Origin of the sequence: Pantoea vagans (assembly GCF_004792415.1) — a bacterium.
GTDB lineage: Bacteria > Pseudomonadota > Gammaproteobacteria > Enterobacterales > Enterobacteriaceae > Pantoea > Pantoea vagans.
Window position 1 is genome coordinate 4,013,308 of the sequence record NZ_CP038853.1, and the last position, 25,421, is coordinate 4,038,728.

Genomic DNA, 25,421 nt, shown 5'->3' on the forward strand with positions numbered 1-25,421 from the left:
TCAGGAGAAAAAGCATGCAGGATTCACTGGAAGAACAGGCGCGTCGTTTCGCCACTGAGGCACATGCCGGTGCCGGTCAGCGCCGCAAATATACCGATGAGCCTTACATTGTTCATCCGGCTGCGGTAGTGGAGCTGGTGCGCAGCGTCACTCATGACGATGCCATGTTAGCCGCCGCCTGGCTGCACGATACCGTAGAAGATACCTCTGCCACGCAAGGGGATATCGAAGCCCAGTTTGGTACTCGCGTGGCCAGCCTGGTGGAGATGCTGACCGACAGCACACCCACAGCGGCAAAAAATCGGGCGGCCCGTAAACTGGCGCACTTCCGCCATACGGCCAGCGCCAGTCCTGAGGCGCAGACAATCAAACTGGCTGACATCATCGACAATACCCGCGCGATTGTGCGTTTTGATCCTGACTTTGCGCGGGTCTATCTGGTGGAAAAACAGATACAGATTGGGTTGCTGAAAGAGGGCGATGCGCAGTTATGGCAGCAGGCGTCAACGATCATTGAAAGCGGCCTTGCTCAGCTGCGGGAGCCTCCCTACAACGTGCCAGCGAGCTGGTTTGTGAAGCAGGCCGCTAAATACAGCGAAATGCGCGCATAAAAAAACCCGCCAGCGGCGGGTTCTTCTCGTGATGCCTGATTATTCAAGCAACTGCCGTCCCAGATAGGGATTGGCATGCAATAACTTCATTAATTTCTGCGCCGTCGCGGAAGGACGGGTACGCCGTGCTTCCCAGCTTTTCACGGAAGAGACGCTCACGCCCATCACTTTTGCAAATTCATCAACCTGCATGCCGGTCATTTCACGCAAACGCTGCGGCTCTGGCTGGGCGGGTTGCTGACGCTGAATAAGTAACTCGGCGGCGCGATCATCACGTGTCAAAACAATCTGCTCAAGGCTGCTGAGCAATTCAAACATCGGGTCTTTTAATTCCATAGAGAACTCCTTAAAAACTCACTATGAAGCACGTGAAAGTAGAGAGGTACGAGCCTGAAGTCAGGACTCTGAAACCGGGCCTGTTTCAGGCTGGATCCCGCAAGGGTTTGTTTTTGTTATGAGAAAAACCATTACGGGACACAGCCTGCGGTGCACTGCTTTAATGATGTCAGGTCAATGCAACAAATGCCGGGAGACTAAGTATGGATAGAGACCTGACTATTTGCCGCGCAATTTATAATTATTTTTTTCACTATGGTTTGCCGGAAAAGTTCCAGCACCTCTAACCTGCTGAGGCAGTTGATTTTTGTGCTGGCATAGCGTGCAAAAAAATCAAATGGTGTTTGCGATTTATGTGGATGCCATCAAGCTTTTCTCTGGCATATTCTCATTTCTGTGAAGCACTACACCTCTTCACCTTGTGAGTGCAAAATATACGCCAATGGTTTACTTCCTGAACACTTATATTCACGGTTCTGATTAATTTAAGAATAGTCCTGGTTAGCGCCTGAACCCTGGCGCGCGGCGGCTCACAGTGGAGTGCGGAGAAATCTTTTACTCTTAACGCCCCTGTATCGTCAGATGAATCAACAGTCATCCTAACGAAACGGCTGACGCCTCATAACGGTGCAGCTGGCGGCTGAAAACGAGCCCTTTGCGCGCTAAACGTGCAGCGGTGGAATCACGTGCTGATGACGGGAAAATTCACTCCTGACCTCTTTAAGGAAAAGCGATGCGTGAAACAGATTTTAACGTCGGCTATCCCTCTCATCGCGTGCCGATGATGGGCCGCAATGCCGTCGCAACCTCGCAACCGCTGGCGGCACAGGCGGGTTTACGGATGCTGCAACAGGGCGGGAACGCCGTGGATGCGGCTATCGCCACCGCCATCGCCTTAACCGTGCTGGAGCCGACCGGAAACGGCATCGGCAGTGATGCGTTTGCGATTGTCTGGGACGGCAGCGAGCTGCATGGCTTAAATGCTTCAGGCCGGGCGCCCGCCGCCTGGCGTCCCGACCGCTTTGCCGCGCTGAGCGCGATGCCTGAAACCGGCTGGGAGTCTGTCACTGTGCCGGGCGCCGTCTCGGCGTGGGTGACGCTGGCGCAGCGCTTCGGCACCTTACCGCTGACCACCCTGGCGCAACCGGCAATTGACTATGCGCGCGACGGCTTTCCGGTCTCTCCGCTGATTGGTCAGCTGTGGCAGCGTGGCTATGACAAGCTGCGGGATCAGCCTGGCTTCAGCAGCTGCTTTGCGCCGCAGGGCCGTCCACCGCGTACGGGCGAGCTGTTCCGCAACCCGGCACAGGCCCGCACCCTGCAGGAGATCGCTGAGACTGAAGGTGAAAGTTTTTATCGCGGCGCACTGGCGCAGAAAATGGCGGCCTTCGCCCGCGAACATGGCGCGGCGCTGACGCTGGAGGATTTGAAAAACCATCGTGCTGACTGGGTTACCCTGCTGTCGCATCCGTTTGCCGGCGGATCGGTGCAGGAGCTGCCGCCGAATGGTCAGGGGATCGCGACTTTAATTGCGCTCGGCATTCTGGAAGCGTGGGAGATCAATCGCTATGCACCCGATTCGCCGCAGTGGCTGCATCTTTCTATTGAGGCGATGAAACTGGCGCTGGTTGATCTGGACCGTTATGTCACTGACGAGGATCACCTCGAATTTCCGGCTGAATTACTCCTGAGCAAAGAGTACATCCGCCAGCGGGCAGCATTAATCGACCCTGACAAAGCAGGAGATTTCCGCTTTGGATCACCGCAGCAAAGCGGCACGGTGTATGTCGCGGCAGCGGATGCCAGCGGCATGATGGTCTCTTTCATCCAGTCCAATTACATGGGCTTTGGCTCTGGCGTGGTCGTACCCGATACCGGCATCAGCCTGCAGAACCGTGGCGCAGGCTTTTCACTCGACCCGGAGCATCCCAACGTCGTGGCGGGCGGTAAGCGGCCCTTCCATACCATTATTCCGGCCTTTGCGCTGGATCAGCAGGGCCAGCCGCTGATGGCGTTTGGCGTGATGGGTGGCCCGATGCAGGCGCAGGGACACGTTCAGCTGGCGTTGCGGATTATGCTGCACCGGCAGAATCCGCAGGCCGCGATTGATGCGCCGCGCTGGCGCGTGGTACAGGGACGTGAGGTGGTGTTTGAATCCACTCTCGATCGCAATACCCTGAGCACGCTGCGCCGTATGGGGCACAATGTGGTGCTGGAAGACCCTCTGAGTAACTACAACTTTGGTGGCGCACAGGTAATCGTACGCGATCCGCAGGGCTTCTATATCGCAGCCAGCGAGAGTCGCAAAGATGGTCAGGCGGTAGTGTTTTAAGGCCGCGCCAGCGCGCGTCAGGTCGCTAAGCGTGCCTTTCAGCTGCACGCTTTGCCCGCAATGGCAGGGACCCTGGCCCCTTCTGACGCGCAGACAATCCCGTTCTTTAACCGGCGTTTCAGAAAGCGTCTGTTTCACAGGTGGTTTCACATTGTGCCGTGATGCGGGTTTGTTCTATTCTTTAGGCCATTCTTACCTGGACATCCGACAGTATCACCGACAGGAGTTGAACCCATGGCTTCAGGACTTACACGCCTTATGGCACGCGGCGGCATGATGCTCGCTGGCGCGCTGATTGTGCTGCAACTCACCGCGTGCGGTGATAAAGAAGGCGAGCAGCGCAAAGCATTTATCGATTTCCTCCAGAACACCGTGATGCGCAGCGGCGAGCATCTGCCCAGCCTCAGCGAGAATCAGAAGCAGAGCTTTGGCAACTTCGCCAGCGATTACGCCATCATGTATGGCTTCTCACAGCAGGCGAACAAGGCCGTTGAGCAGGGTATGCGTCCGGTGGTGGATGAGCTTTCGGCCATTCGCGTTCCGCAGGATTATCTGAGCCGTCGTGATTCCCTGCGTCAGGCGAACAGCGCACTGGTGATCGTTACCCAGCAGATTGAAAGCGCAAAAATGCAGGCGGACAGCAGCAAAGCGGCCCTGAAGCAGCCGGATGATTTGAAAAAAGTCTATGACACCGCCTACAACAAAGTGGTGACGGTGCCTGCCAATCAGCTGATTCCGCTGCTGCCAAAACTCCAGGCGCTGAGTCAGGGTGCCGTACAGGCCGGCGATTTCCTGCAAATGCAGGGAAACCGTGTCAGCTTCAATGATGGTGGCGTGCAGTTCCCGACGCAGGATCAGGCTTCACAATATAATGCGCTGATGAGCACGTTATCAGCCAATTCGCAGGCGCTTCCTCAGGCACAGGCTGCCGTCCAGGGTGGTCTGCAGTAAAACCGTTTAACGGGCAGGCGTTATTCGTCTGCCCGGCTCATTCCCCTTTTCATCTCTCTTCCTGTCACCTGGATAATGAAGTGTGATCTGGCGCATTTTCGACCAAAAATAGTTTGTGATCTAAGTCACATTTATATAACAAATACCCTGCCGATAAGTGTGATTCATCTCACAGATAACCTGCCAGCCCGGCCATAATCCAGGCAAAACAAGCCTTGACACCGGTAAAAATGTGATCGAAGTCACGCAAATTACCCCTACCACCACCCTGAATCAGTGACACAGATCACACTTACTCCATGCGCTACGCAGCGTCAAATTCGCGTGATAGAGTCCGCGTGCATACAGTAATACCACCGGCTTCGCGTCGGGGTGGCTAAACAAAAACAAGCGCGCTCTCCTATTGCAGCGCGTCTCAATAAGGGGTGGGTTTATGTCCTCATCAGTGAAGGTCAAAGTACAGAGCTTTGGTCGCTTTCTGAGTAATATGGTGATGCCGAACATCGGGGCGTTTATCGCCTGGGGTATCATCACCGCACTGTTTATTCCAACTGGCTGGATCCCTAACGAAACGCTGGCCAAACTGGTTGGCCCGATGATCACCTACCTGCTGCCTCTGCTGATCGGTTTTACCGGTGGGCGTCTGGTGGGCGGCGATCGCGGTGGCGTGGTTGGCGCGATTACGACCATGGGTGTGATTGTCGGTGCAGATATGCCGATGTTCCTCGGTGCGATGATTGCCGGTCCGCTGGGCGGCTGGGCGATTAAGTCGTTTGACCGAGCGATTGACGGCAAAATCAAAAGCGGCTTCGAGATGCTGGTTAACAACTTCTCGGCCGGTATTATCGGGATGATCCTGGCGCTGCTGGCGTTCCTGGCGATTGGTCCGCTGGTTGAAGGTCTGTCACACATTCTCGCCGCGGGCGTGAATCTGATGGTGCAGAACAACCTGCTGCCACTGACTTCCATCTTCGTGGAACCGGCGAAAATCCTGTTCCTGAACAACGCCATTAACCACGGTATCTTCTCACCGCTGGGCATCCAGCAGGCGAGCGAAGCCGGCAAGTCGATCTTCTTCCTGATCGAAGCCAACCCGGGTCCGGGTATGGGCGTGCTGATGGCCTACATGTTCTTTGGACGCGGCAGTGCTAAACAGTCTGCGGGCGGTGCGGCAATCATCCACTTCCTCGGCGGCATCCATGAGATCTACTTCCCGTATGTGCTGATGGCCCCTCGCCTGCTGCTGGCGGTTATCCTGGGCGGTATGACCGGCGTCTTCACGCTGACCGTGCTGAACGGTGGTCTGGTCTCTCCTGCCTCACCAGGTTCTATCCTGGCCGTGCTGGCAATGACGCCAAAAGGTGCCTACTTCGCCAACATCGCCGCTATCGCTGCAGCCTTCGCCGTCTCCTTCGTGGTTTCCGCTATCCTGCTGAAAACCAGCAAAGTCAAAGAAGATGACGATATTGAAGCCGCGACCCAGCGCATGCATGAGATGAAAGCGCAGTCTAAAGGCCAGAGCACAACAGGCGGCGCCGTCGCCAGCGATGCTATGAGCGTCGAGCTGCATCACGTGCGTAAAATCATCGTGGCCTGTGACGCCGGTATGGGTTCCAGCGCCATGGGTGCAGGCGTGCTGCGCAAGAAAGTGCAGGACGCCGGTCTGAGCAATGTGTCGGTAACCAACACCGCCATCAACGCCCTGCCGGGTGATGTCGATCTGGTGATTACGCATCGTGACCTGACTGAACGCGCGATTCGCCAGGCACCGCATGCCCAGCATATCTCGCTGAATAACTTCCTCGACAGCGCGCTCTACAGCACCCTGACCGAACGTCTGGTGGCGGCGAACCGCAGCGACGTACATCGTGAGACGGTGAACACCGCGCTCTCAGACAGCTACGACGAAGGCAATGCGCACCTGTTTAAACTGGGCGCAGATAATGTCTTCCTCGGTCTGACCGCCAGCAACAAAGAGCAGGCGATTCGCTTTGCCGGCGAACAGCTGGTCAAAGGCGGTTACGTTGAACCTGAATATATTGATGCGATGCTGGCGCGTGAAAAACTGACGCCGACCTACCTCGGTGAGTCGATCGCAGTGCCGCACGGCACGGTTGAAGCGAAAGATCGCGTGCTGAAAACCGGCGTGGTGTTCTGTCAGTATCCGGCAGGCGTTCTGTTCGGCGAAGAGCCGGACGATGTGGCGCGCCTGGTGATTGGTATTGCGGCCCGCAACAACGAGCACATCCAGGTGATCACCAGCCTGACCAACGCGCTGGATGATGACAGCGTGATTGAGAAGCTGGCGAATACCACCAGCGTCCAGGAAGTGCTGGATTTGCTGTCAGGTAAGCCTGTAATCGCGTAATTTATAGCAATTATTTTCCCTGGGGCGGTCATGCCCGTCCCGATTTCCTGGGGCGGGTTTGCCCGCCCCATCGTCATTTGATATGGGTCAAAAATTATGAAAGCGTTACATTTCGGAGCAGGAAACATTGGTCGCGGCTTTATCGGCAAATTACTGGCTGATGCAGGTATCGAACTGGTTTTTGCTGATGTGAATCAGACGGTGCTGGATGCACTGAACGCGCGTCATGAGTATCCCGTTCATGTGGTTGGCGAGCAGGCCAAAGTGGAAACCGTTAAAGGCGTCAGTGCGGTCAACAGCACCAGCGATGAGATCATCACCCTGGTGTCTGAAGTCGATCTGGTCACCACCGCCGTGGGTCCGCAGATTCTGGAGCGTATTGCCGGCAGTGTGGCTAAAGGACTGGCAAAACGCAGCGACAACGGCAACACCCGTCCGTTAAATATCATCGCCTGTGAAAACATGGTGCGCGGCACCAGCCAGCTGAAACAGCACGTGCTGAAGGCACTGCCGGAGCAGTATCACGCCTGGCTGGAGCAGCATGTCGGCTTTGTAGATTCCGCTGTCGATCGCATCGTGCCCCCGTCTGAAGCAGGAAGCACCGATCCGCTGGAAGTGACCGTTGAGACCTTCAGCGAATGGATCGTCGATAAAACTCAGTTTAAAGGCGACCTGCCGACCATTCCGGGCATGGAGCTGACGGATAATCTGATGGCCTTTGTTGAGCGTAAACTCTTTACCCTGAATACCGGTCACGCCATTACCGCCTACCTCGGCCAGCTGGCCGGTCACCAGACCATTCGCGACGCCATCCTCGACGAAAAAGTCCGGGCCGTGGTGAAAGGCGCAATGGAAGAGAGCGGCGCGGTGCTGATCAAGCGTTACGGTTTTGACGCGGAGAAGCATGCGGCTTACATCCGGAAGATTCTGGGTCGTTTTGAAAATCCGTATCTGAAAGATGATGTGGAACGCGTGGGTCGTCAGCCGCTGCGTAAACTCAGCGCGGGCGATCGCCTGATCAAGCCGACGCTGGGCACGCTGGAATATGGTTTGCCGCACGCCAGCCTGGTGCAGGGCATTGCCGCCGCGATGCACTATCGCAGCGATCAGGACCCCCAGGCGCAGGAGCTGGCTACGCTGCTGGCTGAAAAAGGCCCACAGGCGACGCTGGCTGAGATTTCAGGGCTGGATGCCGACAGCGAAGTGGTGGCTTCTGTGGTGAGCGCCTGGCACGCTATGGCATAATGCGCGCGTGTTAGTGATGCAAGCCGGGCGCAGTTCGCCTGCGCCCGACGGCGGTATTGAACCCATGCAGGCAATAATGGAAGAGAAGCAGGCTTTTGAGAACCGGGTGCTTGAGCGCCTGAACGCCGGTCGTTCGGTGAGAAGCTTTCTGATCGCCGCCGTTGAGCTATTGGCTGAAGCCGTCAATCTGCTGGTGCTGCAGGTGTTTCGTAAAGATGACTATGCGGTGAAATATGCGGTAGAGCCGCTGCTGCTGGGCGATGGTCCTCTGGGCGAACTCTCGGTTCGCCTGAAGCTGATTTACGGACTTGGCGTCATCAGTCGCCACGAATATGAAGATGGTGAACTGCTGCTGGCGCTGCGCGAAGAGCTGAATCACGACAGCGGCGATTATCGTTTTACCGACGATGAGATCCTGGGCCCGTTTGGTGAGCTGCACTGTGTGACCGCCTGGCCGCCTGCGCCGGTGTTTCACACCGACGATGCCGAGCTGCGCAGCATGCAGCAGCAGCGCTATCTGCAAATGGTGCGATCCACCATGGTCCTGTCGCTGACCGAGCTGATCGCCCGCATCAGTATGAAGCAGGCGTTTAAAAAGTCCGGTAGCTAATCCTGTCAGGCGTCATCACGACGCCTTTTTCGTCTTAACCTGGCCGGGAATATACGTCAGATTTGGTGTATCCTTGGCCTGTTTTCCTCAACGAGTTGTTGTCATGAAAGAGCAAGAAAAGAACGAAATTAAACTTCTCAGCGATAAGCTGGACGCACTGAACCGCAAAGAGCCGCAGTTACTGGAATCGGGTGATGTCGAGAAACTGGGCGCATTGCTGAAAGAGAAAGAAGCGCTGGTCATTGAGATCGAGCGTCTGCGCGGTCAGCGGGTTGAAAAACTGAGTGCCGAAGCGCAGAAGCTGCAGAAGATGGGCTTCAGCCGCGAAATTACTAAAAAAGAGCAGGCAAATCTGGGTGCGCTGAAGAAAAGCGTGCGCGGCCTGGTGGTGGTGCATCCAATGACCGCGCTGGGACGTGAGATGGGTCTTAAAGCGATGACGGGCTTCGCTAAAACCGCATTCTGACGGGTCGATCAGGCAGCAGCCTGATCGACATCGGCTTTGCGTTCGCCGGCGGCGGCATAAACCTGCTCCGCCAGCGCATCCAGCAGTTCATAACGGCGGCGATACTCTGCCCGCTTCTTACTGGCAATCTCCTCCAGCGTTTTACGCGGCAGGCTCAGCGGCAGCGTAAACATCCCATCCCTGCGCGCTTCACCACTCAGCGACAGCCAGAATTCACTGTAGCTGGCAAAGAACTTATCCCCTTTGCTGTGGCGATAACGCAGGCTGCGGAATACATGGGTCTCATCGCCTACTGCCTGAATACTTTCCACGCCGCACTGCTTCGCCACAATAAATACCGCTTCCATTAACAGGCGTTTCGGGAAGAGACCGTGAGCCGCTTTGGTCGCCTCGCGGATCATCTCATTATTAATATGTTTACGCGGCCCCTGTAATCCGCCAATTAATAAGGTGCGCTGGTTATTGTCGTTGAGAATCGAAAAAGAAAGTGAAGCAATAATTTCGTCGTTATAACGTAATACCAGCGTCACTTCCCCTTCACGATCAAAATAACCGGAACTGCAGGAGAGTAAAAAAGCCTCGCCATTTTTTCCGGTCAGCGCGGCCAGCGGATTTTCTGAAGCGCTCTGCAGCAGCTGACGCAGCACAGGATTGTCGAGATTGTTCATCAGCGTGTAGTGGTCGAGAATCGCCTGCGCACGCGCAGCAATGCTCATGCCCGAACGCAGATAGGGCCGGTGCAGCTTGGCTGGCAGCAATCCCTGGGTGCTCATCAGCAACGGGAGTTGCGGCAGATGCGACAGCGCATCCAGATAATGCAGCGTGGTCAGCGGCGATATTAAGGTTCTTAACACAAATTTCAGACGAAAACGTTTACTGTTCCAGAGTTTATCCGGAATGTATTTGCCACTGATTAACTGGAAAAAAAGTGAAGCAGAGGATTCGGTCGTATTTTCGTGAGTAGTTATAATTGACATAGTCAGCGACACACAGTGAGTTAAGCAGGAATGTCACTGAACATAACATAGTCAATATCAACGAAAAGTTAATGTGGAATAACATTAAAACCGATAATTGACGATTTTCATTTCATTTTGGCAATGCACAAAATAAGGACGAAAAAAACCGGCGAAATAGATTTCACCGGTTTATCTTCATTACGTTTACGTTTGGTTAACTTATTTAGCAGATGCGAAGCGGGCTGCCGCTTCGTCCCAGTTAACCACGTTCCAGAACGCTTTGATGTAGTCAGGGCGCTTGTTCTGATATTTCAGATAGTAAGCGTGTTCCCACACATCCAGGCCGATGATCGGGAAGCCAGAAACGCCGGCAACCGCTTCACCCATCAGTGGGTTGTCCTGGTTTGCGGTTGAAACCACAGCCAGTTTGTCGCCTTTCTTAACCAGCCATGCCCAGCCAGAACCGAAACGGGTGGCGGCAGCTTTCTCAAACTCTTCCTGGAATTTTTCCACGCTACCGAAATCTTTCTCGATAGCCGCTTTCAGGTCGCCCTGCAGCGTGGTGCCGGTTTTCAGGCCTTTCCAGAACAGGCTGTGGTTAGCGTGGCCGCCTGCGTTGTTACGCAGTGGGCCTTTTTTGTCTGCTGGCAGCTGATCCAGTTTGGTGATCAGCTCTTCTACCGGCAGATTAGCAAATTCAGTACCTTCCAGCGCCGCGTTCGCGTTGTTCACGTAGGTCTGGTGGTGTTTGGTGTGATGGATCTCCATCGTCTGCTTGTCGAAATGCGGTTCCAGTGCGTCGTATGCGTAAGGCAGGGATGGCAGTGAATAACTCATGTTCTTCCTCTCCATTTAGTGTGAGCAGCACGACGAATTCGGGACGTGCCGCGTAAGCAGTCGAATCATTATAGTTAAATTCATGTAGCGTAAAAGGGTAATCAATGCCCTATTAACCATAAGGATTTGCGAAACCCGGCAAAAGCAACCCATTGTTTTTTCAGTGTGCTGCTGCTGACTCAGCCTTTTCTGCCTCATCCGACAGCGCGCGCGGCGCGCTTAAGCCAGGGCAGCAGCAAGCACGCTGTCTGCCCGGATGCCGCGTCTGCCCTGCCCTGTGCCTTACTGACCCAGCTCGCGCAGTGAGTTGTCGAGTGCACCAACCAGCCAGTCGATGTCGCTTTCCTGGAAAGCCAATGGCGGACGCAGTTTCAGTACATTCCCATACGGGCCAGCGACAGATGTCAGCACACGATGTTCACGCAGCTTCTCGATCAGGTTCAGCGCCAGGGTTTTATCCGGCGTTTTGCTTTGACGATCGGTGACCAGTTCAAAGCCGATAAACAGCCCGGCACCGCGCACGTCGCCCACGCACTCATAGCGATCCATCAGGGTGCGCAACTCAGCCAGCAGCTTCGCGCCGACCACACGGCTGTGTTCCTGTAATCCCTCTTCAGTGATCACGTTCAGCACCGCCTGCGCCGCCGCCATCGCCACTGGATTGCCACCAAAGGTATTGAAGTAGGGAATTGAGTCGCTGAAGGCGGCCAGTACGTCGCTTTTTGCCAGCAGCCCGGAAACCGGAATGCCATTGCCCATCGGCTTGCCGGTGGTAATCACATCAGGCACCACATCGTGGCGGCCAAAGCCCCAGAACGCATCGCCGGTACGGCCAAAGCCAGGCTGGACTTCATCGGCAATAAAGATACCGCCGTTGGCATGCACCACTTCGACCGCTTTTTTCAGGAAGCCGCGCGGATTGGGCAGAACCCCGTCGGAGGAGAAGATCGAGTCTGCCAGGAAACCGGCAAATTTAATGCCGTTCGCCGCCATATCATCAATCTGCTGCTGAATCTGGTCAGCGAACCAGTCGCCCAGGTCCAGTGCATCCACACGATACGCATCCGGTGGCATCACCAGCCGCGTGGTCGGTGCCAGCGGCTGTCCACTGCCCAGCGCCGGAGAAGCGCCGGAGGTCAGCTCACTGGTGCCGTGATAGGCCTCTTTACTGACGATAATTCCGGTACCGCCGCTGAAAGCGCGCGCCACGCGGATCGCCAGGTCATTGGCTTCCGACCCGGTGCACATGTACATCGCGCGATCGATCGCCGCAGGCGCGGTCGCCAGCAGCGCTTCGCTGTAGTCGAGGATATTTTCATGCAGGTAACGGGTGTGGGTGTTCAGCATTTTCATCTGCTGCGTCACCGCCTCAATCACGGCCGGATGGCAATGGCCGATGCTCGCCACGTTGTTGTAGACGTCGAGATATTTATCGCCCGCCGCGTCCCACAGATATTGCCCTTCACCCCGCACCAGATGAACCGGTTTGCGATAGAACAGGCGATAGGATTCGCCAAGCACTTTGCTGCGTTTATCGGTCAGTTTGCGCGTTTCGCTGTCGAGCGCATCGGCATGTTCGGCGCGGAAACTATTGGTATCCATAATGGTGGAACGCGTGGCCATAATGACTCCCGTGACAAGGATGAAGGAGGAAGAGCTGACCCCTGTATCATGCCTGCCTGAATCTAAAATGCAACCAAATACACAAATACAATAAAATACACATGACGCGGGCCGATCCCCGCGCTAAGCTTGCCTCTGATTCAGACGGCATCTTTCGCGTCAGTGGCGTATCATCCGTGCTCTTCGCGCTTTATAAGGAAACCGCTATGCTGCAGGAAACGCGCCTTCATCGCATCCGTGCCTTACTGACCCGGCTTAATCAGGTCAGTACCGAACGCATCATCAGGGAGCTGGGAGTGTCTCGCGAAACCGCGCGCCGCGATATCATTGAGCTGGAAGCGCAGGGTCTGGCGCGCCGCGTTCACGGTGGCCTGGTAGCGATTGAAACGGCGGCTGAACCGCCGCTGACACAACGCCGCAGCACGCAGACCCGCGAGAAGCGCGCCATCGCCCGCGCCGCTGCACAGTTGCTGCAGCCGGGACAGACGCTGTTTCTGGATGCGGGCAGCACTACTACCCTGCTGGCAGAGGAGCTGCACGCCCTTTCCGGCCTGACGATAGTGACTAATAGCCTGCAGGCCGCGCTGGCGCTGAGCGCCGGAGAAGAAGATCGGCCGCTGAATAACCAGATTATTTTGCTGGGCGGGATGATGTCAGCGGGTGCGCAACAGACGCGCGGCGAAATCACCGTAGGTGAGATCGTCCGCTATCGCGCCGACGTCGCGCTGCTGTCGCCGGTCGGTATTGAGGCGAATCGCGGTGCCAGCAGTTTTCATCCGCACGAAGCGGCCATTGCCAGAGCGATGGTGCAGCAGTCTGCAGCCTGCTATCTGCTGGCCGATCACACCAAACTGGGCGTGGTCAGCCGCACGGTTTACGCGCCGCCGCAGGCGATCACCATGCTGATTACCGACAGCGGCGGCGACAACGGTGCCGCCCTTGAAGCATTGCAGCAGATGCTGCCAGAGGTGATGGTGGTTTAACGCAGCCGCTGAGGATGGCTGTAGACCGTGGCGCGGCCTGGTTTACTGAAGCCGACCAGCGTCAGATTGCAGCGCTCAGCCACCTCAACCGCCAGGCGGGTCGCGGCTGAAACCGCGAACAGGATCTCGACGCCGCACATGGCGGACTTCTGCACCATTTCATAGCTGGCGCGGCTGGAAACCAGCACCGCGCCCGGTCCCCACTCAGCCTGACTGCGATAGCCCAGCAGCTTATCCAGCGCCACATGGCGACCCACATCTTCACAGCCCCCGGCCAGCTGACCGTCGGGCTGGATCCACGCGGCCGCATGGGTGCAGCCGGTTTTCTGTCCGACCGGCTGATAATCTTTCAGCTGGCCCAGCGCCCGATCCAGTTGCTCCAGCGCGAAGGTCTGGGTAAACGGCAGCGGAGAGAGTGGCTTGCCAATCTGATCCAGCTGTTCAACGCCACACACGCCGCAGCCGGTCCGGCCTGCCAGCGCGCGACGCTGCGCTTTCAGCGCCATAAAACGGCGGCTGGAAAGCTCAATCTGAACCTCAATGCCGTCACAGCCCGGCACGATGTCCATGCCGAAAATGTCGCCCGGCGCATCGATAATGCCCTCTGACAGCGAGAAGCCCAGTGCAAACGCCTCCAGATCTTTGGGCGTAGTCATCATCACCACGTGCGAAATGCCGTTATAGACCAGCGCCACCGGTACTTCATCCGCCAGCCAGTCATCCTGCGCATCGGTCAGGTCTTTACGCTGCCACACCTGCGTCCTGCTGACGCCGGCCTGAATTGTTAAATCTTCACCTGAGTCAGGCTGGATAGCTTTCAAAAGAAGTGACCTGTTGTTAATAAATTATGTAATTCAGTGCCCGGATCGGCAGAGCACTGACGCGCTCTGATTCTGCCTTTTAGCCCCATTCAGCGCAAATAAACAGCGGGGCAATTCATGCGGTTTTCTCCCCCAAAAGGCGTAGCCGCGCCTGCTGGCGGACACAATGCGAATAGTTCTCTTTTACGCGTTAACATCAGTAAGCATAAAACAACAGTAATTATCTGTGCCGTCTGAAAATCTGCTTGCAGCACAAATTCACCACCGAGGATTTTTAACAAAATTGAGAAAAAGAATTACTAATGACTAACGTGTTGACCCTGGTCAACTTACAGTCAACCAGGACTGCTATTTTGCAAGGCTTCGCAATGGAGCCAATAAAGAAGAACGATCAAATGCAGATTAACAGACGGAGTTTTTTCAAAATCTGTGCTGGCGGGCTGGCGGGCACCAGCGCGGCATTACTCGGTTTTGCCCCCACCACAGCGTTAGCCAGCGTCAGAGAATTCAAACTCATTCGTGCCAGAGAAACACGCAATAACTGCACCTACTGTTCAGTCGGTTGCGGCATGCTGATCTACAGCCTGGGCGATGGCGCAAAAAATGCCCGTGCCTCGATTTACCATATCGAAGGCGATCCTGACCATCCGGTCAGTCGCGGATCGCTCTGCCCGAAAGGCGCAGGTGTGCTCGACTTTATTCACAGCGAACAGCGCCTGAAATACCCGGAATACCGCGCTCCGGGTTCCGATAAATGGCAGCGCATCAGCTGGGATGAGGCGTTTGACCGCATTGCCCGTCTGATGAAGCAGGATCGCGATGCTCATTTCCAGACCACCAACGCGGCTGGCGTGACGGTGAACCGCTGGCCGACCACGTCGATGCTCTGCTCCTCCGCCGCCAGTAATGAAACCGGTCTGCTCGATCAGAAGTTTGCCCGCGCGCTGGGTATTCTGGCGCTGGAAAACCAGGCGCGCCTGTGTCACGGCCCGACCGTAGCGGCGCTGGCCCCGAGCTTTGGACGCGGTGCGATGACCAACAACTGGAATGACATCAAAAATGCCAACGTGGTGATGATCATGGGCGGCAACCCCGCCGAGGCGCATCCGGTTGGCTTTAAATGGGTGATTGAAGCCAAAACCCATAACAATGCGCAGGTTATCGTGGTCGATCCGCGCTTTAACCGATCTGCAGCGGTCGCCGACTTCTATGCCCCCCTGCGTGCAGGCAGCGACGTGGTGTTCCTGATGGGGGTGATCAACTATCTGCTGCAGCACAATCAGATTCAGCAGGAGTATGTTCGCGCCTTCACCAATGCCGCCCTGATTGTCAGCGAAGGCTTCAGCTTCAGCGACGGTTTGTTCAGCGGCTACGATGCGAAAACCCGTCAGTACGATCGCCAGAGCTGGCACTATGAGCTGGATGAAAACGGCCATGCGCGACGCGATGAGAGCTTCAGCCATCCACGCTGTGTACTGAACCTGCTGAAAACCCACGCCAGCCGTTACACCCCGGAAATGGTGACGCGGATGTGCGGCACTTCGCAGGATGCCTTTATTACGGTGTGCGAGCAGCTCGCCTCTACCTGCGTGCCCAATCGCACCGCAACCATCCTCTATGCGCTGGGCTGGACCCACCACACCAACGGTTCGCAGATTATCCGCACGGCGGCGATGATCCAGCTGCTGCTGGGCAACATCGGTATGCCAGGTGGCGGTATCAATGCGCTGCGCGGTCACTCCAACGTGCAGGGTTACACCGACCTCGGCCTGCTGGCGCAGAGCCTGCCGGGCTATCTGCCGCTGCCGTCCGAGAAGATGACCACGCTGGCGACTTACCTGCAACAGGCCACGCCGGTGGCGGCGCTGCCGGACCAGGTCAACTACTGGCAGAACACCGACAAGTTTTTCGTCAGCCTGATGAAGAGTTTCTACGGTGATAACGCCACGGCGGAGAATCAGTGGGGCTACGACTGGCTGCCAAAGTGGGACAAGGCTTACGACTGCATGGCGCAGGCGGAGATGATGGAGCAGGGCGCGCTCAACGGCTGCCTGATTCAGGGCTTCAACCTGCTGGCCGCCTTCCCGGACAAAAACAAAGCCGTTCGGTCCCTTTCGCGCCTCAAATATATGGTGGTGATCGATCCGCTGCGCACGGAAACCGCCAGCTTCTGGCAGCATCATGACGAATTCAATGACGTCGATCCGTCGACTATCCAGACCGAAGTGTTCCGCCTGCCCTCCTCCTGCTTCGCCGAAGAGTCGGGTTCGGTGGCGAACTCGTCGCGCTGGCTGCAGTGGCACTGGGCAGCCGCCGAGCCACCAGCTGAAGCGCTGCACGACGGTAAAATCCTCGGCAACCTGTTTATGCGCCTGCGCGCGCTCTACCGCCTGGAAGGCGGTGCAGCCCCTGAGCCGCTGATGGCGATGCGCTGGGACTACCACGACCCGTTCAATCCTGAGCCGGAAGAGGTGGCGAAGGAGAACAACGGGCAGGCGCTGGCCGACATTTATGACGCCAGCGGCAAACTGCTGCTGAAAAAAGGTCAGCAGCTCAACGGCTTCTCTGAGCTGCGTAACGATGGCACCACCGCCAGTTCCTGCTGGATCTACAGCGGCAGCTGGACGCCGGAAGGCAACCAGATGGCACGACGCGACAACGCCGATCCGTCGGGACTGGGGGCGGTCTCAGGCTGGGCCTGGGCCTGGCCCGCTAACCGCCGCATTCTTTATAACCGCGCCTCCGCGGATGCACAGGGTAAAGCCTGGGATCCGCAGCGCCGCCTGATTGAGTGGGATGGCACACGCTGGCACGGCATCGACGTACCGGATTACCCGGTGACGCTGTCGCCGCAGAAGCAGGCTGGTCCGTTTATCATGCAGCCCGATGGTCTCGGCCACCTGTTTGCACTCGATAAAATGGCCGACGGCCCGTTCCCGGAGCATTACGAACCGATGGAAAGCCCGCTCGCCGACAACCCCCTGCATCCGCAGCAGCGTCACAGTCCGGTGGTCCGTCTGTTCAGCAGCGACGCCGCGCAGCTGGGTGAGGCCGCCGACTATCCCTGCGTCGCCACCACCTACTCCATCACCGAACTGTTCCGCCACTGGACCAAGCATGCCCTGCTGAATGCAATCGCGCAGCCGGAGCAGTTTGTCGAGCTCGGCACTGAGCTGGCAGAGGAGAAAGGCATACAGGCCGGAGACAGCGTCAAAGTCACGTCACGTCGTGGCTATATCAAAGCCAAAGCGGTGGTCACACGCCGTCTGCAGCGTCTGATGATTGACGGCAGGCCGGTTGATACCGTGGGCATTCCCTGTCACTGGGGCTTTGAAGGCACCACGCGTAAAGGCTTCCTCGCCAATACGCTGACGCCTTCGGTTGGCGACGCCAACTCGCAGACCCCGGAGTACAAGGGATTTTTAGTGAAAGTGGAAAAAGCGTAACGGCAGATGACTATGGCTTATCAATCACAAGATATTATCCGTCGCTCTGCGACCAATGGCTTTACCCCGCCGCCGCAGGCGCGCGATCACCAGCGCGAAGTGGCGAAACTTATCGACGTCACCACCTGTATCGGCTGCAAAGGCTGCCAGGTCGCCTGCTCTGAGTGGAACGACATCCGCGATGAAGTCGGCCACAACATCGGGGTTTATGACAATCCTACCGATCTGACCGCCAAATCCTGGACGGTGATGCGCTTTTCCGAAGTTGAAGAGAACGGCAAGCTGGCCTGGCTGATTCGCAAAGATGGCTGCATGCACTGCGCCGATCCCGGCTGCCTGAAAGCCTGTCCGTCGGCAGGTGCCATCATTCAGTATGCCAACGGCATCGTCGATTTTCAGTCGGAGCAGTGCATCGGCTGCGGCTACTGCATCGCAGGCTGCCCGTTCAACGTGCCACGACTCAATAAAGAGGATAACCGCGCCTACAAATGCACCCTGTGCGTGGATCGCGTCAGCGTCGGCCAGGAACCCGCCTGTGTGAAGACCTGCCCGACCGGTGCCATTCATTTCGGCAGCAAAAGCGACATGCTGACGCTGGCGGAGGAACGGGTGGCGGAGCTGAAGTCACGCGGGTTTGCGCAGGCTGGCCTCTACAACCCGGAAGGCGTGGGCGGCACCCACGTGATGTATGTGCTGCATCATGCGGACAAGCCTCAGCTCTATCACGGCCTGCCTGCGAATCCGGGCATCAGCCCGACCGTGACCTTCTGGAAGGGGATCTGGAAACCGCTGGCAGCGGTCGGTTTTGCCGCCACGTTTGCCGCCTCAATCTTCCACTATGTTGGCGTTGGCCCGAATCGCGTCACTGAAGAGCACGACGACAACGACGATCAGCCTGAGGAGCATCAATAATGAAGAAGCCCGATCATCTGGTGCGCTATCGCGCACCTGAACGCATCAATCACTGGATCGTCGCGATTTGCTTTGTCATGGCCGCGTTAAGCGGATTAGGGTTTTTCTTTCCGTCGTTTAACTGGCTGATGCAGATCTTTGGCACGCCACAACTGGCGCGTATTCTGCATCCTTTTGTTGGCGTAGTGATGTTTGCCGCTTTTATGCTGATGTTTTTACGTTACTGGAAACACAACCTGATTAATCGCGATGACCTTTACTGGGCCAGAAATATTCACCGGATTGCGCTGAACGAAGAGGTTGGTGATACCGGTAAATATAACTTTGGTCAGAAGTGTGTGTTCTGGGCTGCTATCATCAGCTTAGTATTGCTGCTTGCCAGCGGCATTGTGATCTGGCGACCATACTTTGCTGATGTCTTTGCCATTCCGCTGATTCGTCTGGCGCTGGTTGTGCATTCGGTGTCAGCGGTGGCGCTGATCATCGTCATTATGGTGCATATTTATGCTGCATTGTGGGTCAAAGGCACACTGACCGCGATGGTGGAAGGCTGGGTCAGCTCGGAATGGGCCAGACAGCATCATCCTCGCTGGTATCGTGAGCAGCGTAATCCGCCAATAAAACAGGAAAAACGCCCCTGATGAGTATTCGCATAATCCCGCAGGACCAGCTGGAGAAAGGCGAAAAGACAACGGCGGAGATGATTCCGCCGTTACTTTTTCCAAGGCTGAAAAATTTATACAGCCGTCGTGCCGCGCGACTGCGCGACCTGGCGGCGAAAAATCCACTCGGCGACTATCTGCGCTTTGCGGCGGTGATCGCTGAAGCACAGGAGATTGTGCTGTATGACCATCCGCTGCACATCGACCTGCATGCCCGACTGACGCAGAGCGCCAGCGAGGGCAAACCGCCGCTGAACATACACACCCTGCCGCGCGAGGCACACTGGCAACGGCTGCTGCACTCGCTGATTGCCGAGCTGAAGCCGGAGATGAGCGGCCAGGCACTGGCAGTGCTGGAGAATCTGGAGAAGGCATCCGCCACCGAGCTGGAAACCCTGGGCAGCGCGCTGTTTACCGGCGAATATGCCCAAGTCAGCAGCGATAAAGCCCCCTTTATCTGGGCGGCGCTTTCGCTCTACTGGGCGCAGATGGCAGCCCTGATCCCGGGCAAAGCACGCGCGGAGATGGGCGATCAGCGCCAGTTCTGTCCGGTCTGCGCCAGCATGCCGGTCGCCAGCGTGGTGCATATGGGCAGCCATGAAGGCGCGCGCTATCTGCACTGCAATCTGTGCGAAAGTGAATGGCACGTGGTGCGCAGCAAATGTACCCAGTGCGAACAGTCCCGCGATCTGCACTACTGGTCGCTCGACAGCGAGCATGCGGCGGTGAAGGCAGAGAGCTGTGGCGACTGCGGCACCTACCTGAAGATGCTCTATCAGGAGAAAGATCCGGCGATTGAACCGGTGGCTGATGACCTGGCGTCGCTGATACTCGATGCCAGAATGGAGCAGGAAGGCTTCGCGCGCAGCAGTCTCAATCCCTTTATGTTTCCTGGCGAATAGTCACTGAATCCGGAGAACCCGATGAAACTGATTGGCAGCTATACCAGCCCGTTTGTGCGTAAGATTTCGATTATCATGCTGGAAAAAGGCATTACGTTTGAATTCGTTAACGCATCGCCTTACAGCGATGACAGCCACGTGCCGCACTACAATCCGCTGGGCAAAGTCCCGGCGCTGGTCGCTGACGATAAGCAAATCTGGTTCGACTCCAGCATCATCGCCGAATTTCTGGAACTGCGCGGCGCGGAGCCGGCTTTACTCCCTGCCGATCCGCTTGAGTCACTTAACATTCGTCAGCTGGAGAAGCTGGCGGATGGAGTCAGTGATGCCGCGCTGGTGATCGTGCGCGAGCAGATGCGTCCGGGGGATTTGCAGTCGGAAGAGGTGCTGTTGCGTAATCGTGAAAAAATTCAGCGCAGTCTCGATATGCTGGAAGCGAAGGCCGCAGAGGGCAAATGGCTTAACAACGGCCAGCTTAATCTGGCGGATATCGCCACTGGCTGCATGATCGGCTACCTCAATTTCCGCCGCGTGGTACCAAACTGGTGTGTCGAACGTCCGGCATTGGTGAAGCTGGCGGAAACGCTGTTTGAGCGCGAGAGCTTTGCGCGGACGACGCCGCCTGCGGCGTGATGTTGCTGTGACTAGGGCTGATGATTTCATCGGCCTCCTGAGCGCACCGCTCTCTCTGCCGTAGCTCGTGAGCCTGACAATCTGACGCATTCTGAAGTGGCTGACTATCTTTGATAGCGGCCCGATATTTTTCGGGATGTGTGCAGTATACGCAGGATGCGAACCGCATCTTTTTCAGCTATATAGATGATGATGAACGGTAAGCGTGGCACCACCAGTTTAAGCTGTTTTTCTGTTCCGACTTTAGTGCCAGCCCGCGGGTTTTCGCTAAGCAGACTGGCCAACCGGGTAAACTTATCGTCTGTTGCACTGGCTACCAGCAGGCCAGCCTCACGATACAGATAACGAAATATTGTTTCCCTGTCCGCCTGCGCCTGTTTTTCCCATTGAACGGCTGATATCACAATGTTCCCTGCGCGGCCTGCGCTTTCAGCTCTTCCATGCGGGTATTCATTTCATCGTTACTGATGAACTCACTTTCACCGGCATCATAACGACTGAATGCCGCCGCTATCTGCTCTTCCAGCCATGCATCATATTTACTGTCCTGATAGTGCCGCTCTTCAGCAGCCAGCTCTTCCGCTCGCTGACGCATAACCTCAGTCAGCGTCTTCTTCTGGCGCTCGGCTGCCTGCATGGCAAGTCGTTTAACGTCGTCATCAATCCTGAAGTGGATAGTGCTCATAGCCTGATTCTCACGTGGTGTCGCTTGTGGTGTCATCATGCCTGTCATCCCTTTCTCTGTCATCTCCATTTCACTCTTATGCGAGGCCGAAAATCGCCACGCTAATAGAACTTAATAGCCGATTACGGGTGCTGAAGAGGATATTAGGAAGAGGATGCAAACGAAATGCTAAACGGAAAAACAATCTGTTTTTCAGAGACGCCTCGCAATCTATTACTTAGCTTTCAGCGAGTTTACAAAGCGGACGGTGTATATTTGAACAGGAGAAAACAGGACAGGAAGCGCGTAACGAGTGATTATTAGCGCGGGCTGAAGGTGGTGGAACACCAACAGCCCGCTGACCACAACTAACTGGATTGGAGTTAATTATGGCTGGAAAAGATTCTACGTCAGAACCCGCTGCACCCCAAGCACGCAAAAGCATCGTCGGATATCGCCCCAACGGCGGCAGACCGAATCCCTTACCTCAACTCACCATCAAAGGACGATGGCTGGAACAGTGGGGATTTATCAAAGGACAGCCGGTCAGCATCATTGCCGAACAGGGTCAGCTGATTATACGGCTGGCTAATAAAGGGTAAGAGACTGACTTATAATGCAAAATCCCGACAATAAGGTCGGGATTCGTTTAACTTAGATTATTTTTCTTTTCTTCATAATCCTGTAAGTATTTTTCAATAGGATACGCCGTTCCAAATTCATGTATTTCACCTGTATCCTTATCAACCATAAATGGCGAGTTACCGGCGAGTTGAGCAGTAAATTCCCCCGTTTCAAGATATTCTCGAGATTCAAAAACAAAAAACCATCCTTCAGAAAAACGTCCCTGAAGGGTAATAACAACAGGAATATCTGTATTTTTTAGATATTCTGTCGCTTTTTCTATAGCCTCTCCAAAATTGACCATTGATTTGCCCTCAATAATTGGAACTATCTAATGATAGAATTCGATCGCCCCGACTGGCCGCTCTGACGTTTCAGTCAGTTTCGTCTCCGGACAGGTCATTTTCATAATCCTGCCCGCCATGCCATATGCCCAATACTGTGACCGTTTTCTCAGATAGCATGAAGGCGATTATTGTTCGCCTGCGGTAATTTGTGATTCTTAGTCCCGGAAGAAGATCATCACGACAGTTTCCTCTCTGTGGAAACTGCACAGGAGACTCACAATAGTCGATGATGTTTTCTGTAAAATGGAGAGCGGTATAGGGTGTCGCCTCTTGCGCGATATAACGGTAAAGCTCTGCCAGTTATTCCTGTGCTTCCGGCGCGAAGAGCACCCTGTAAACCATCATTCCTCCCCGGTCACCTTCCTGTGTTCTGCTTTAAGCCTGTTTCTGAGGTCGTTAGCGCTCAGGCTTTCTGTTTCACCACGTTGAAGCGCTTCCCGGGCAGGCACTACCTTTTCATGCAGCCATTGCTCCACAGCATGATCCCGTGCCATTAGCGCACGCAGACCTTCACGGATAACTTCGCTTTCCGACGCATATTCGCCGCTGGCAACGCGCGCCTTTACCTGCGCTGCCATTTCATTTGGCAGTGTGATACTCATCTGCTGTGTTGTTCTCATGGGTAACCTCTTTCCTCTGCCTGATAGGATTTAATCATGCTCACCTTTCTGGCAGCTGTCAGTTTCATACCCTGCGGAGTCACTCTCTCAGGAATCGGATATTTACAGATGTCGTTGCGAGTACCCGGTTTTCAACAATGCGCCAGCGCATTTTACCAGCGGTTCAGCCACGGTCATTACCGGACAGGGTAAAAACCATACAGATGAGAGAGGAATTCAGGGATTTTCAGTACAACTTAAACGCAGGCAATCCACTTCATCTGCAGTCGTCAGCCAGAGCTGAGCATTAAGACAGGTGCTTTGAGTAAACACGCTATCGGAGGACCATCCCGGCCTGCAAATCCCATAAAAAAAGGGACGATTGCTCGTCCCTTTTCCGTACTACGCTAAGAGAATTACTGCAGCAGCGAGATATCCGCGACCTGCAGGAACAGCTCACGCAGTTTTGACAGCAGCGTCAGGCGATTGACCCGCACTGCCTGATCGTCGGCGTTCACCATCACTTTGTCGAAGAAGTTGTCTACCGCGGTACGCAGCTGGGCCAGTTCGACCAGCGCATCCTGATAGCGGCCTTCAGCAAAGTAAGGCTGCAGCTTGCTGCTCAGCGCAGTGACAAAGGTCGCCAGCTGGATCTCTTCGTTCTCTTTCAGCAGCGATGCCTGCACGCTTTCATTCAGCGTTTCGGTCGATTTCGCCAGGATGTTAGAGACGCGCTTGTTCGCCGCTGCCAGCGCTGCAGCGGCTTCCAGCGTACGGAAGTGCGACACTGCTTTCATACGTGCATCAAAGTCAGCCGGACGGGTCGGACGACGCGCCAGAACTGCCTGCAGCGTATCGATGCTGTGACCCTCTTCCTGATACCAGGTGCGGAAGCGACCCAGCATAAAGTCGATCACATCATCCACCACGCGGGCGTTGCTCAGCTTGCTGCCATACAGACGCACCGCTTCTTCAGTCAGCGTCTGCAGGTCGAGCGGCAGGTTCTTCTCAACGATGATACGCAGCACGCCCAGTGCCGCACGACGCAGTGCGAACGGATCTTTGTCGCCTTTCGGATGCTGACCAATGCCGAAAATACCGGCCAGCGTATCCATTTTATCGGCAATCGCCAGCGCACAGGCGACCGGGCTGGATGGCAGATCGTCACCGGCAAAGCGCGGCTGATACTGCTCGTTCAGCGCTACTGCTACATCTTCGGCTTCGCCGTCGTGACGCGCGTAGTGCATGCCCATCACGCCCTGGGTGTCGGTGAACTCGAAGACCATGTTGGTCATCAGGTCACACTTCGACAGCAGGCCCGCGCGGGTGGCGTGATTCACATCGGCGCCAATTTCACCAGCAATCCAGCCCGCCAGGGCCTGAATGCGATCGGTTTTATCACGCAGCGTGCCCAGCTCTTTCTGGAACAGGACGGTCTCCAGACGCGGCAGATTATCTTCCAGACGCTTTTTGCGGTCGGTATTAAAGAAGAACTCCGCATCGGCCAGGCGTGGGCGTACCACTTTCTCGTTGCCGGAGATAATCTGGCGCGGATCGCTGGATTCGATGTTGGTGACGAAAATGAAGTTCGGCATCAGGTTGCCGTCATTGTCGTAAACCGGGAAATATTTCTGATCGCCTTTCATGGTGTAGACCAGCGCTTCCGCAGGCACCTTGAGGAATTTCTCTTCAAAGGTCGCGGTCAGGACGACCGGCCACTCCACCAGCGACGTTACTTCTTCCAGCAGGCTGTCGCTGATATCAGCGTTGCCGCCTAAACGGCGTGCGGCGGCTTCCGCATCGGCTTTGATCATCGCTTTGCGGACCTGATAGTCGGCAATGACCTGGCCGCGTTTTTCCAGCACATCAGGATAGTGATCGGCGCTTTCGAGCGTGATTTCGCTTTCACCCATAAAGCGGTGACCACGAATAATCCGGTCTGAGGCGATGCCCAGAATGGTGCCCGGGATCAGCTCATCGCCCAGCAGCATCGTCACGGTGTGAACCGGACGGACGAACTGCACATCGCTGTCGCCCCAGCGCATCAGTTTTGGCACCGGCAGCTTGCTGAGTGCGGTCGCGATCATCGCTGGCAGGAGTGCCTGAGCCGCTTCGCCTTTCACCTGGGCGCGATAAACCAGCCATTCGCCTTTATCGGTGGCGAGGCGTTCCGCCTGATCGACAGTAATGCCGTTACCCCGTGCCCAGCCTTCAGCGGCTTTGGTGGCGTTGCCATCAGCGTCAAATGCCGCAGCGACTGCCGGACCGCGCTTCTCCACTTCCCGATCGGGTTGTGAGGCGCTCAGGTTGGCAACTTTCAGCGCCAGACGACGCGGTGCAGCAAACCAGCTGACCTCGCCGTGGCTCAGGTTGGCAGCATCCAGTTCAGCGGTGACCTGCGCGGCAAAGGCTTCTGCCAGGCTGCGCAGGGCTTTTGGTGGCAGCTCTTCGGTGCCGATCTCCACCAGGAAAGTTTGTTCAGTCATGGCT

General features: G+C 56.0%; 25 protein-coding genes. 14 read left to right on the top strand and 11 right to left on the bottom strand.

Annotated elements, in window-relative coordinates; all coding sequences use genetic code 11:
- The first annotated feature begins 14 nt into the window (after positions 1 to 14).
- Positions 15 to 611, top strand: a complete 597-nt coding sequence (locus tag EGO56_RS18720) for an HD domain-containing protein (RefSeq protein ID WP_135910489.1) — start codon at positions 15 to 17, stop codon at positions 609 to 611.
- Positions 612 to 650: 39 nt separating this feature from the next.
- On the opposite strand, the gene EGO56_RS18725 is transcribed toward EGO56_RS18720, so the two are convergent.
- The gene (locus EGO56_RS18725; RefSeq protein WP_010257438.1) at positions 651 to 947 is read right to left on the bottom strand and encodes an HTH-type transcriptional regulator; all 297 of its coding nucleotides are present in this window, start codon (positions 945 to 947) and stop codon (positions 651 to 653) included.
- A gap of 733 nt (positions 948 to 1,680) precedes the next feature.
- On the opposite strand from EGO56_RS18725, the gene EGO56_RS18730 reads away from it, so the two are divergent.
- The 6 genes from EGO56_RS18730 to EGO56_RS18755 all read left to right on the top strand — a co-directional run bounded on the left by EGO56_RS18730 (position 1,681) and on the right by EGO56_RS18755 (position 8,919).
- Positions 1,681 to 3,279 (top strand): gamma-glutamyltransferase family protein, encoded by a 1,599-nt coding sequence (locus tag EGO56_RS18730; protein WP_135910490.1) that lies wholly within the window; start codon positions 1,681 to 1,683, stop codon positions 3,277 to 3,279.
- 234 nt (positions 3,280 to 3,513) lie between these two features.
- Positions 3,514 to 4,230 (top strand): DUF3053 domain-containing protein, encoded by a 717-nt coding sequence (locus tag EGO56_RS18735; protein ID WP_135910491.1) that lies wholly within the window; start codon positions 3,514 to 3,516, stop codon positions 4,228 to 4,230.
- Between the two features lie 433 nt (positions 4,231 to 4,663).
- Positions 4,664 to 6,598, top strand: a complete 1,935-nt coding sequence (locus tag EGO56_RS18740) for a PTS mannitol transporter subunit IICBA (RefSeq protein WP_033784392.1) — start codon at positions 4,664 to 4,666, stop codon at positions 6,596 to 6,598.
- A gap of 96 nt (positions 6,599 to 6,694) precedes the next feature.
- Complete coding sequence (gene mtlD, locus EGO56_RS18745) at positions 6,695 to 7,843, top strand: mannitol-1-phosphate 5-dehydrogenase (protein ID WP_033734705.1); 1,149 nt, start codon at positions 6,695 to 6,697, stop codon at positions 7,841 to 7,843.
- 16 nt (positions 7,844 to 7,859) lie between these two features.
- Complete coding sequence (gene mtlR, locus EGO56_RS18750; protein WP_013359627.1) at positions 7,860 to 8,453, top strand: mannitol operon repressor MtlR; 594 nt, start codon at positions 7,860 to 7,862, stop codon at positions 8,451 to 8,453.
- Between the two features lie 103 nt (positions 8,454 to 8,556).
- Complete coding sequence (locus tag EGO56_RS18755) at positions 8,557 to 8,919, top strand: YibL family ribosome-associated protein (RefSeq protein WP_013359626.1); 363 nt, start codon at positions 8,557 to 8,559, stop codon at positions 8,917 to 8,919.
- Positions 8,920 to 8,927: 8 nt separating this feature from the next.
- Here the strand turns inward: EGO56_RS18755 and EGO56_RS18760 are convergent, their stop codons facing one another.
- The 3 genes from EGO56_RS18760 to EGO56_RS18770 all read right to left on the bottom strand — a co-directional run bounded on the left by EGO56_RS18760 (position 8,928) and on the right by EGO56_RS18770 (position 12,338).
- Positions 8,928 to 9,896 carry a VirK/YbjX family protein gene (locus EGO56_RS18760; protein WP_135910492.1) on the bottom strand — a complete coding sequence of 323 codons (969 nt, stop codon included), beginning with the start codon at positions 9,894 to 9,896 and terminating at the stop codon, positions 8,928 to 8,930.
- Positions 9,897 to 10,097: 201 nt separating this feature from the next.
- A complete protein-coding gene (sodA, locus tag EGO56_RS18765; RefSeq protein ID WP_135910493.1) occupies positions 10,098 to 10,715 on the bottom strand; it encodes a superoxide dismutase [Mn] in 618 nt (205 codons plus the stop codon).
- Between the two features lie 282 nt (positions 10,716 to 10,997).
- The gene (locus tag EGO56_RS18770; protein ID WP_135910494.1) at positions 10,998 to 12,338 is read right to left on the bottom strand and encodes an aspartate aminotransferase family protein; all 1,341 of its coding nucleotides are present in this window, start codon (positions 12,336 to 12,338) and stop codon (positions 10,998 to 11,000) included.
- Positions 12,339 to 12,544: 206 nt separating this feature from the next.
- On the opposite strand from EGO56_RS18770, the gene EGO56_RS18775 reads away from it, so the two are divergent.
- Positions 12,545 to 13,321: a DeoR/GlpR family DNA-binding transcription regulator gene (locus EGO56_RS18775; RefSeq protein WP_135910495.1), complete on the top strand. Its 777-nt coding sequence runs from the start codon at positions 12,545 to 12,547 to the stop codon at positions 13,319 to 13,321.
- Here the strand turns inward: EGO56_RS18775 and fdhD are convergent.
- Positions 13,318 to 14,103 carry a formate dehydrogenase accessory sulfurtransferase FdhD gene (fdhD, locus tag EGO56_RS18780; protein ID WP_419964603.1) on the bottom strand — a complete coding sequence of 262 codons (786 nt, stop codon included), beginning with the start codon at positions 14,101 to 14,103 and terminating at the stop codon, positions 13,318 to 13,320. The two genes, EGO56_RS18775 and fdhD, sit on opposite strands and share 4 nt — an antisense overlap.
- 434 nt (positions 14,104 to 14,537) lie before the next feature.
- Between fdhD and fdnG the strand changes: the two genes are divergently transcribed.
- From fdnG to EGO56_RS18805, 5 genes are read left to right on the top strand one after another with little or no spacing between them, the layout of a single operon-like run.
- Complete coding sequence (gene fdnG, locus EGO56_RS18785; protein WP_135910496.1) at positions 14,538 to 17,588, top strand: formate dehydrogenase-N subunit alpha; 3,051 nt, start codon at positions 14,538 to 14,540, stop codon at positions 17,586 to 17,588.
- A gap of 12 nt (positions 17,589 to 17,600) precedes the next feature.
- Positions 17,601 to 18,500 (top strand): formate dehydrogenase subunit beta, encoded by a 900-nt coding sequence (gene fdxH / locus EGO56_RS18790; protein WP_135910497.1) that lies wholly within the window; start codon positions 17,601 to 17,603, stop codon positions 18,498 to 18,500.
- Entirely contained in the window at positions 18,500 to 19,141 is a 642-nt protein-coding gene (fdoI, locus tag EGO56_RS18795) for a formate dehydrogenase cytochrome b556 subunit (protein WP_135910498.1), read from the top strand. Before fdxH ends, fdoI begins: the two co-directional genes overlap by 1 nt.
- Positions 19,141 to 20,064: a formate dehydrogenase accessory protein FdhE gene (fdhE, locus tag EGO56_RS18800; RefSeq protein WP_135910499.1), complete on the top strand. Its 924-nt coding sequence runs from the start codon at positions 19,141 to 19,143 to the stop codon at positions 20,062 to 20,064. Before fdoI ends, fdhE begins: the two co-directional genes overlap by 1 nt.
- Before the next feature lie 21 nt (positions 20,065 to 20,085).
- A complete protein-coding gene (locus EGO56_RS18805; RefSeq protein ID WP_013359615.1) occupies positions 20,086 to 20,697 on the top strand; it encodes a glutathione S-transferase in 612 nt (203 codons plus the stop codon).
- A 104-nt stretch (positions 20,698 to 20,801) separates the two neighbouring features.
- Here EGO56_RS18805 and EGO56_RS18810 read toward each other — a convergent pair whose 3' ends face one another.
- Complete coding sequence (locus tag EGO56_RS18810; protein WP_135910500.1) at positions 20,802 to 21,101, bottom strand: type II toxin-antitoxin system RelE/ParE family toxin; 300 nt, start codon at positions 21,099 to 21,101, stop codon at positions 20,802 to 20,804.
- Positions 21,098 to 21,382, bottom strand: coding sequence for a damage-inducible protein J (locus tag EGO56_RS18815; RefSeq protein ID WP_135910609.1), 285 nt, complete (start codon positions 21,380 to 21,382; stop codon positions 21,098 to 21,100). The genes EGO56_RS18810 and EGO56_RS18815 overlap by 4 nt, the downstream gene beginning before the upstream one ends.
- Before the next feature lie 368 nt (positions 21,383 to 21,750).
- Here EGO56_RS18815 and EGO56_RS18820 point away from each other — a divergent pair, with 368 nt between their 5' ends.
- Positions 21,751 to 21,963, top strand: a complete 213-nt coding sequence (locus tag EGO56_RS18820) for a SymE family type I addiction module toxin (protein WP_135910501.1) — start codon at positions 21,751 to 21,753, stop codon at positions 21,961 to 21,963.
- Positions 21,964 to 22,010: 47 nt separating this feature from the next.
- Here the strand turns inward: EGO56_RS18820 and EGO56_RS18825 are convergent, their stop codons facing one another.
- The 4 genes from EGO56_RS18825 to glyS form a co-directional block, all read right to left on the bottom strand.
- Entirely contained in the window at positions 22,011 to 22,289 is a 279-nt protein-coding gene (locus tag EGO56_RS18825; protein WP_135910502.1) for a YrhB domain-containing protein, read from the bottom strand.
- Positions 22,290 to 22,359: 70 nt separating this feature from the next.
- The gene (locus EGO56_RS18830; RefSeq protein WP_238349028.1) at positions 22,360 to 22,632 is read right to left on the bottom strand and encodes a type II toxin-antitoxin system RelE/ParE family toxin; all 273 of its coding nucleotides are present in this window, start codon (positions 22,630 to 22,632) and stop codon (positions 22,360 to 22,362) included.
- A 41-nt stretch (positions 22,633 to 22,673) separates the two neighbouring features.
- On the bottom strand, positions 22,674 to 22,952 hold the full coding sequence (locus EGO56_RS18835) for a type II toxin-antitoxin system ParD family antitoxin (RefSeq protein ID WP_135910503.1): 279 nt from the start codon (positions 22,950 to 22,952) through the stop codon (positions 22,674 to 22,676).
- A 395-nt stretch (positions 22,953 to 23,347) separates the two neighbouring features.
- Positions 23,348 to 25,417 carry a glycine--tRNA ligase subunit beta gene (gene glyS / locus EGO56_RS18840; protein ID WP_135910504.1) on the bottom strand — a complete coding sequence of 690 codons (2,070 nt, stop codon included), beginning with the start codon at positions 25,415 to 25,417 and terminating at the stop codon, positions 23,348 to 23,350.
- Positions 25,418 to 25,421: the final 4 nt, after the last annotated feature.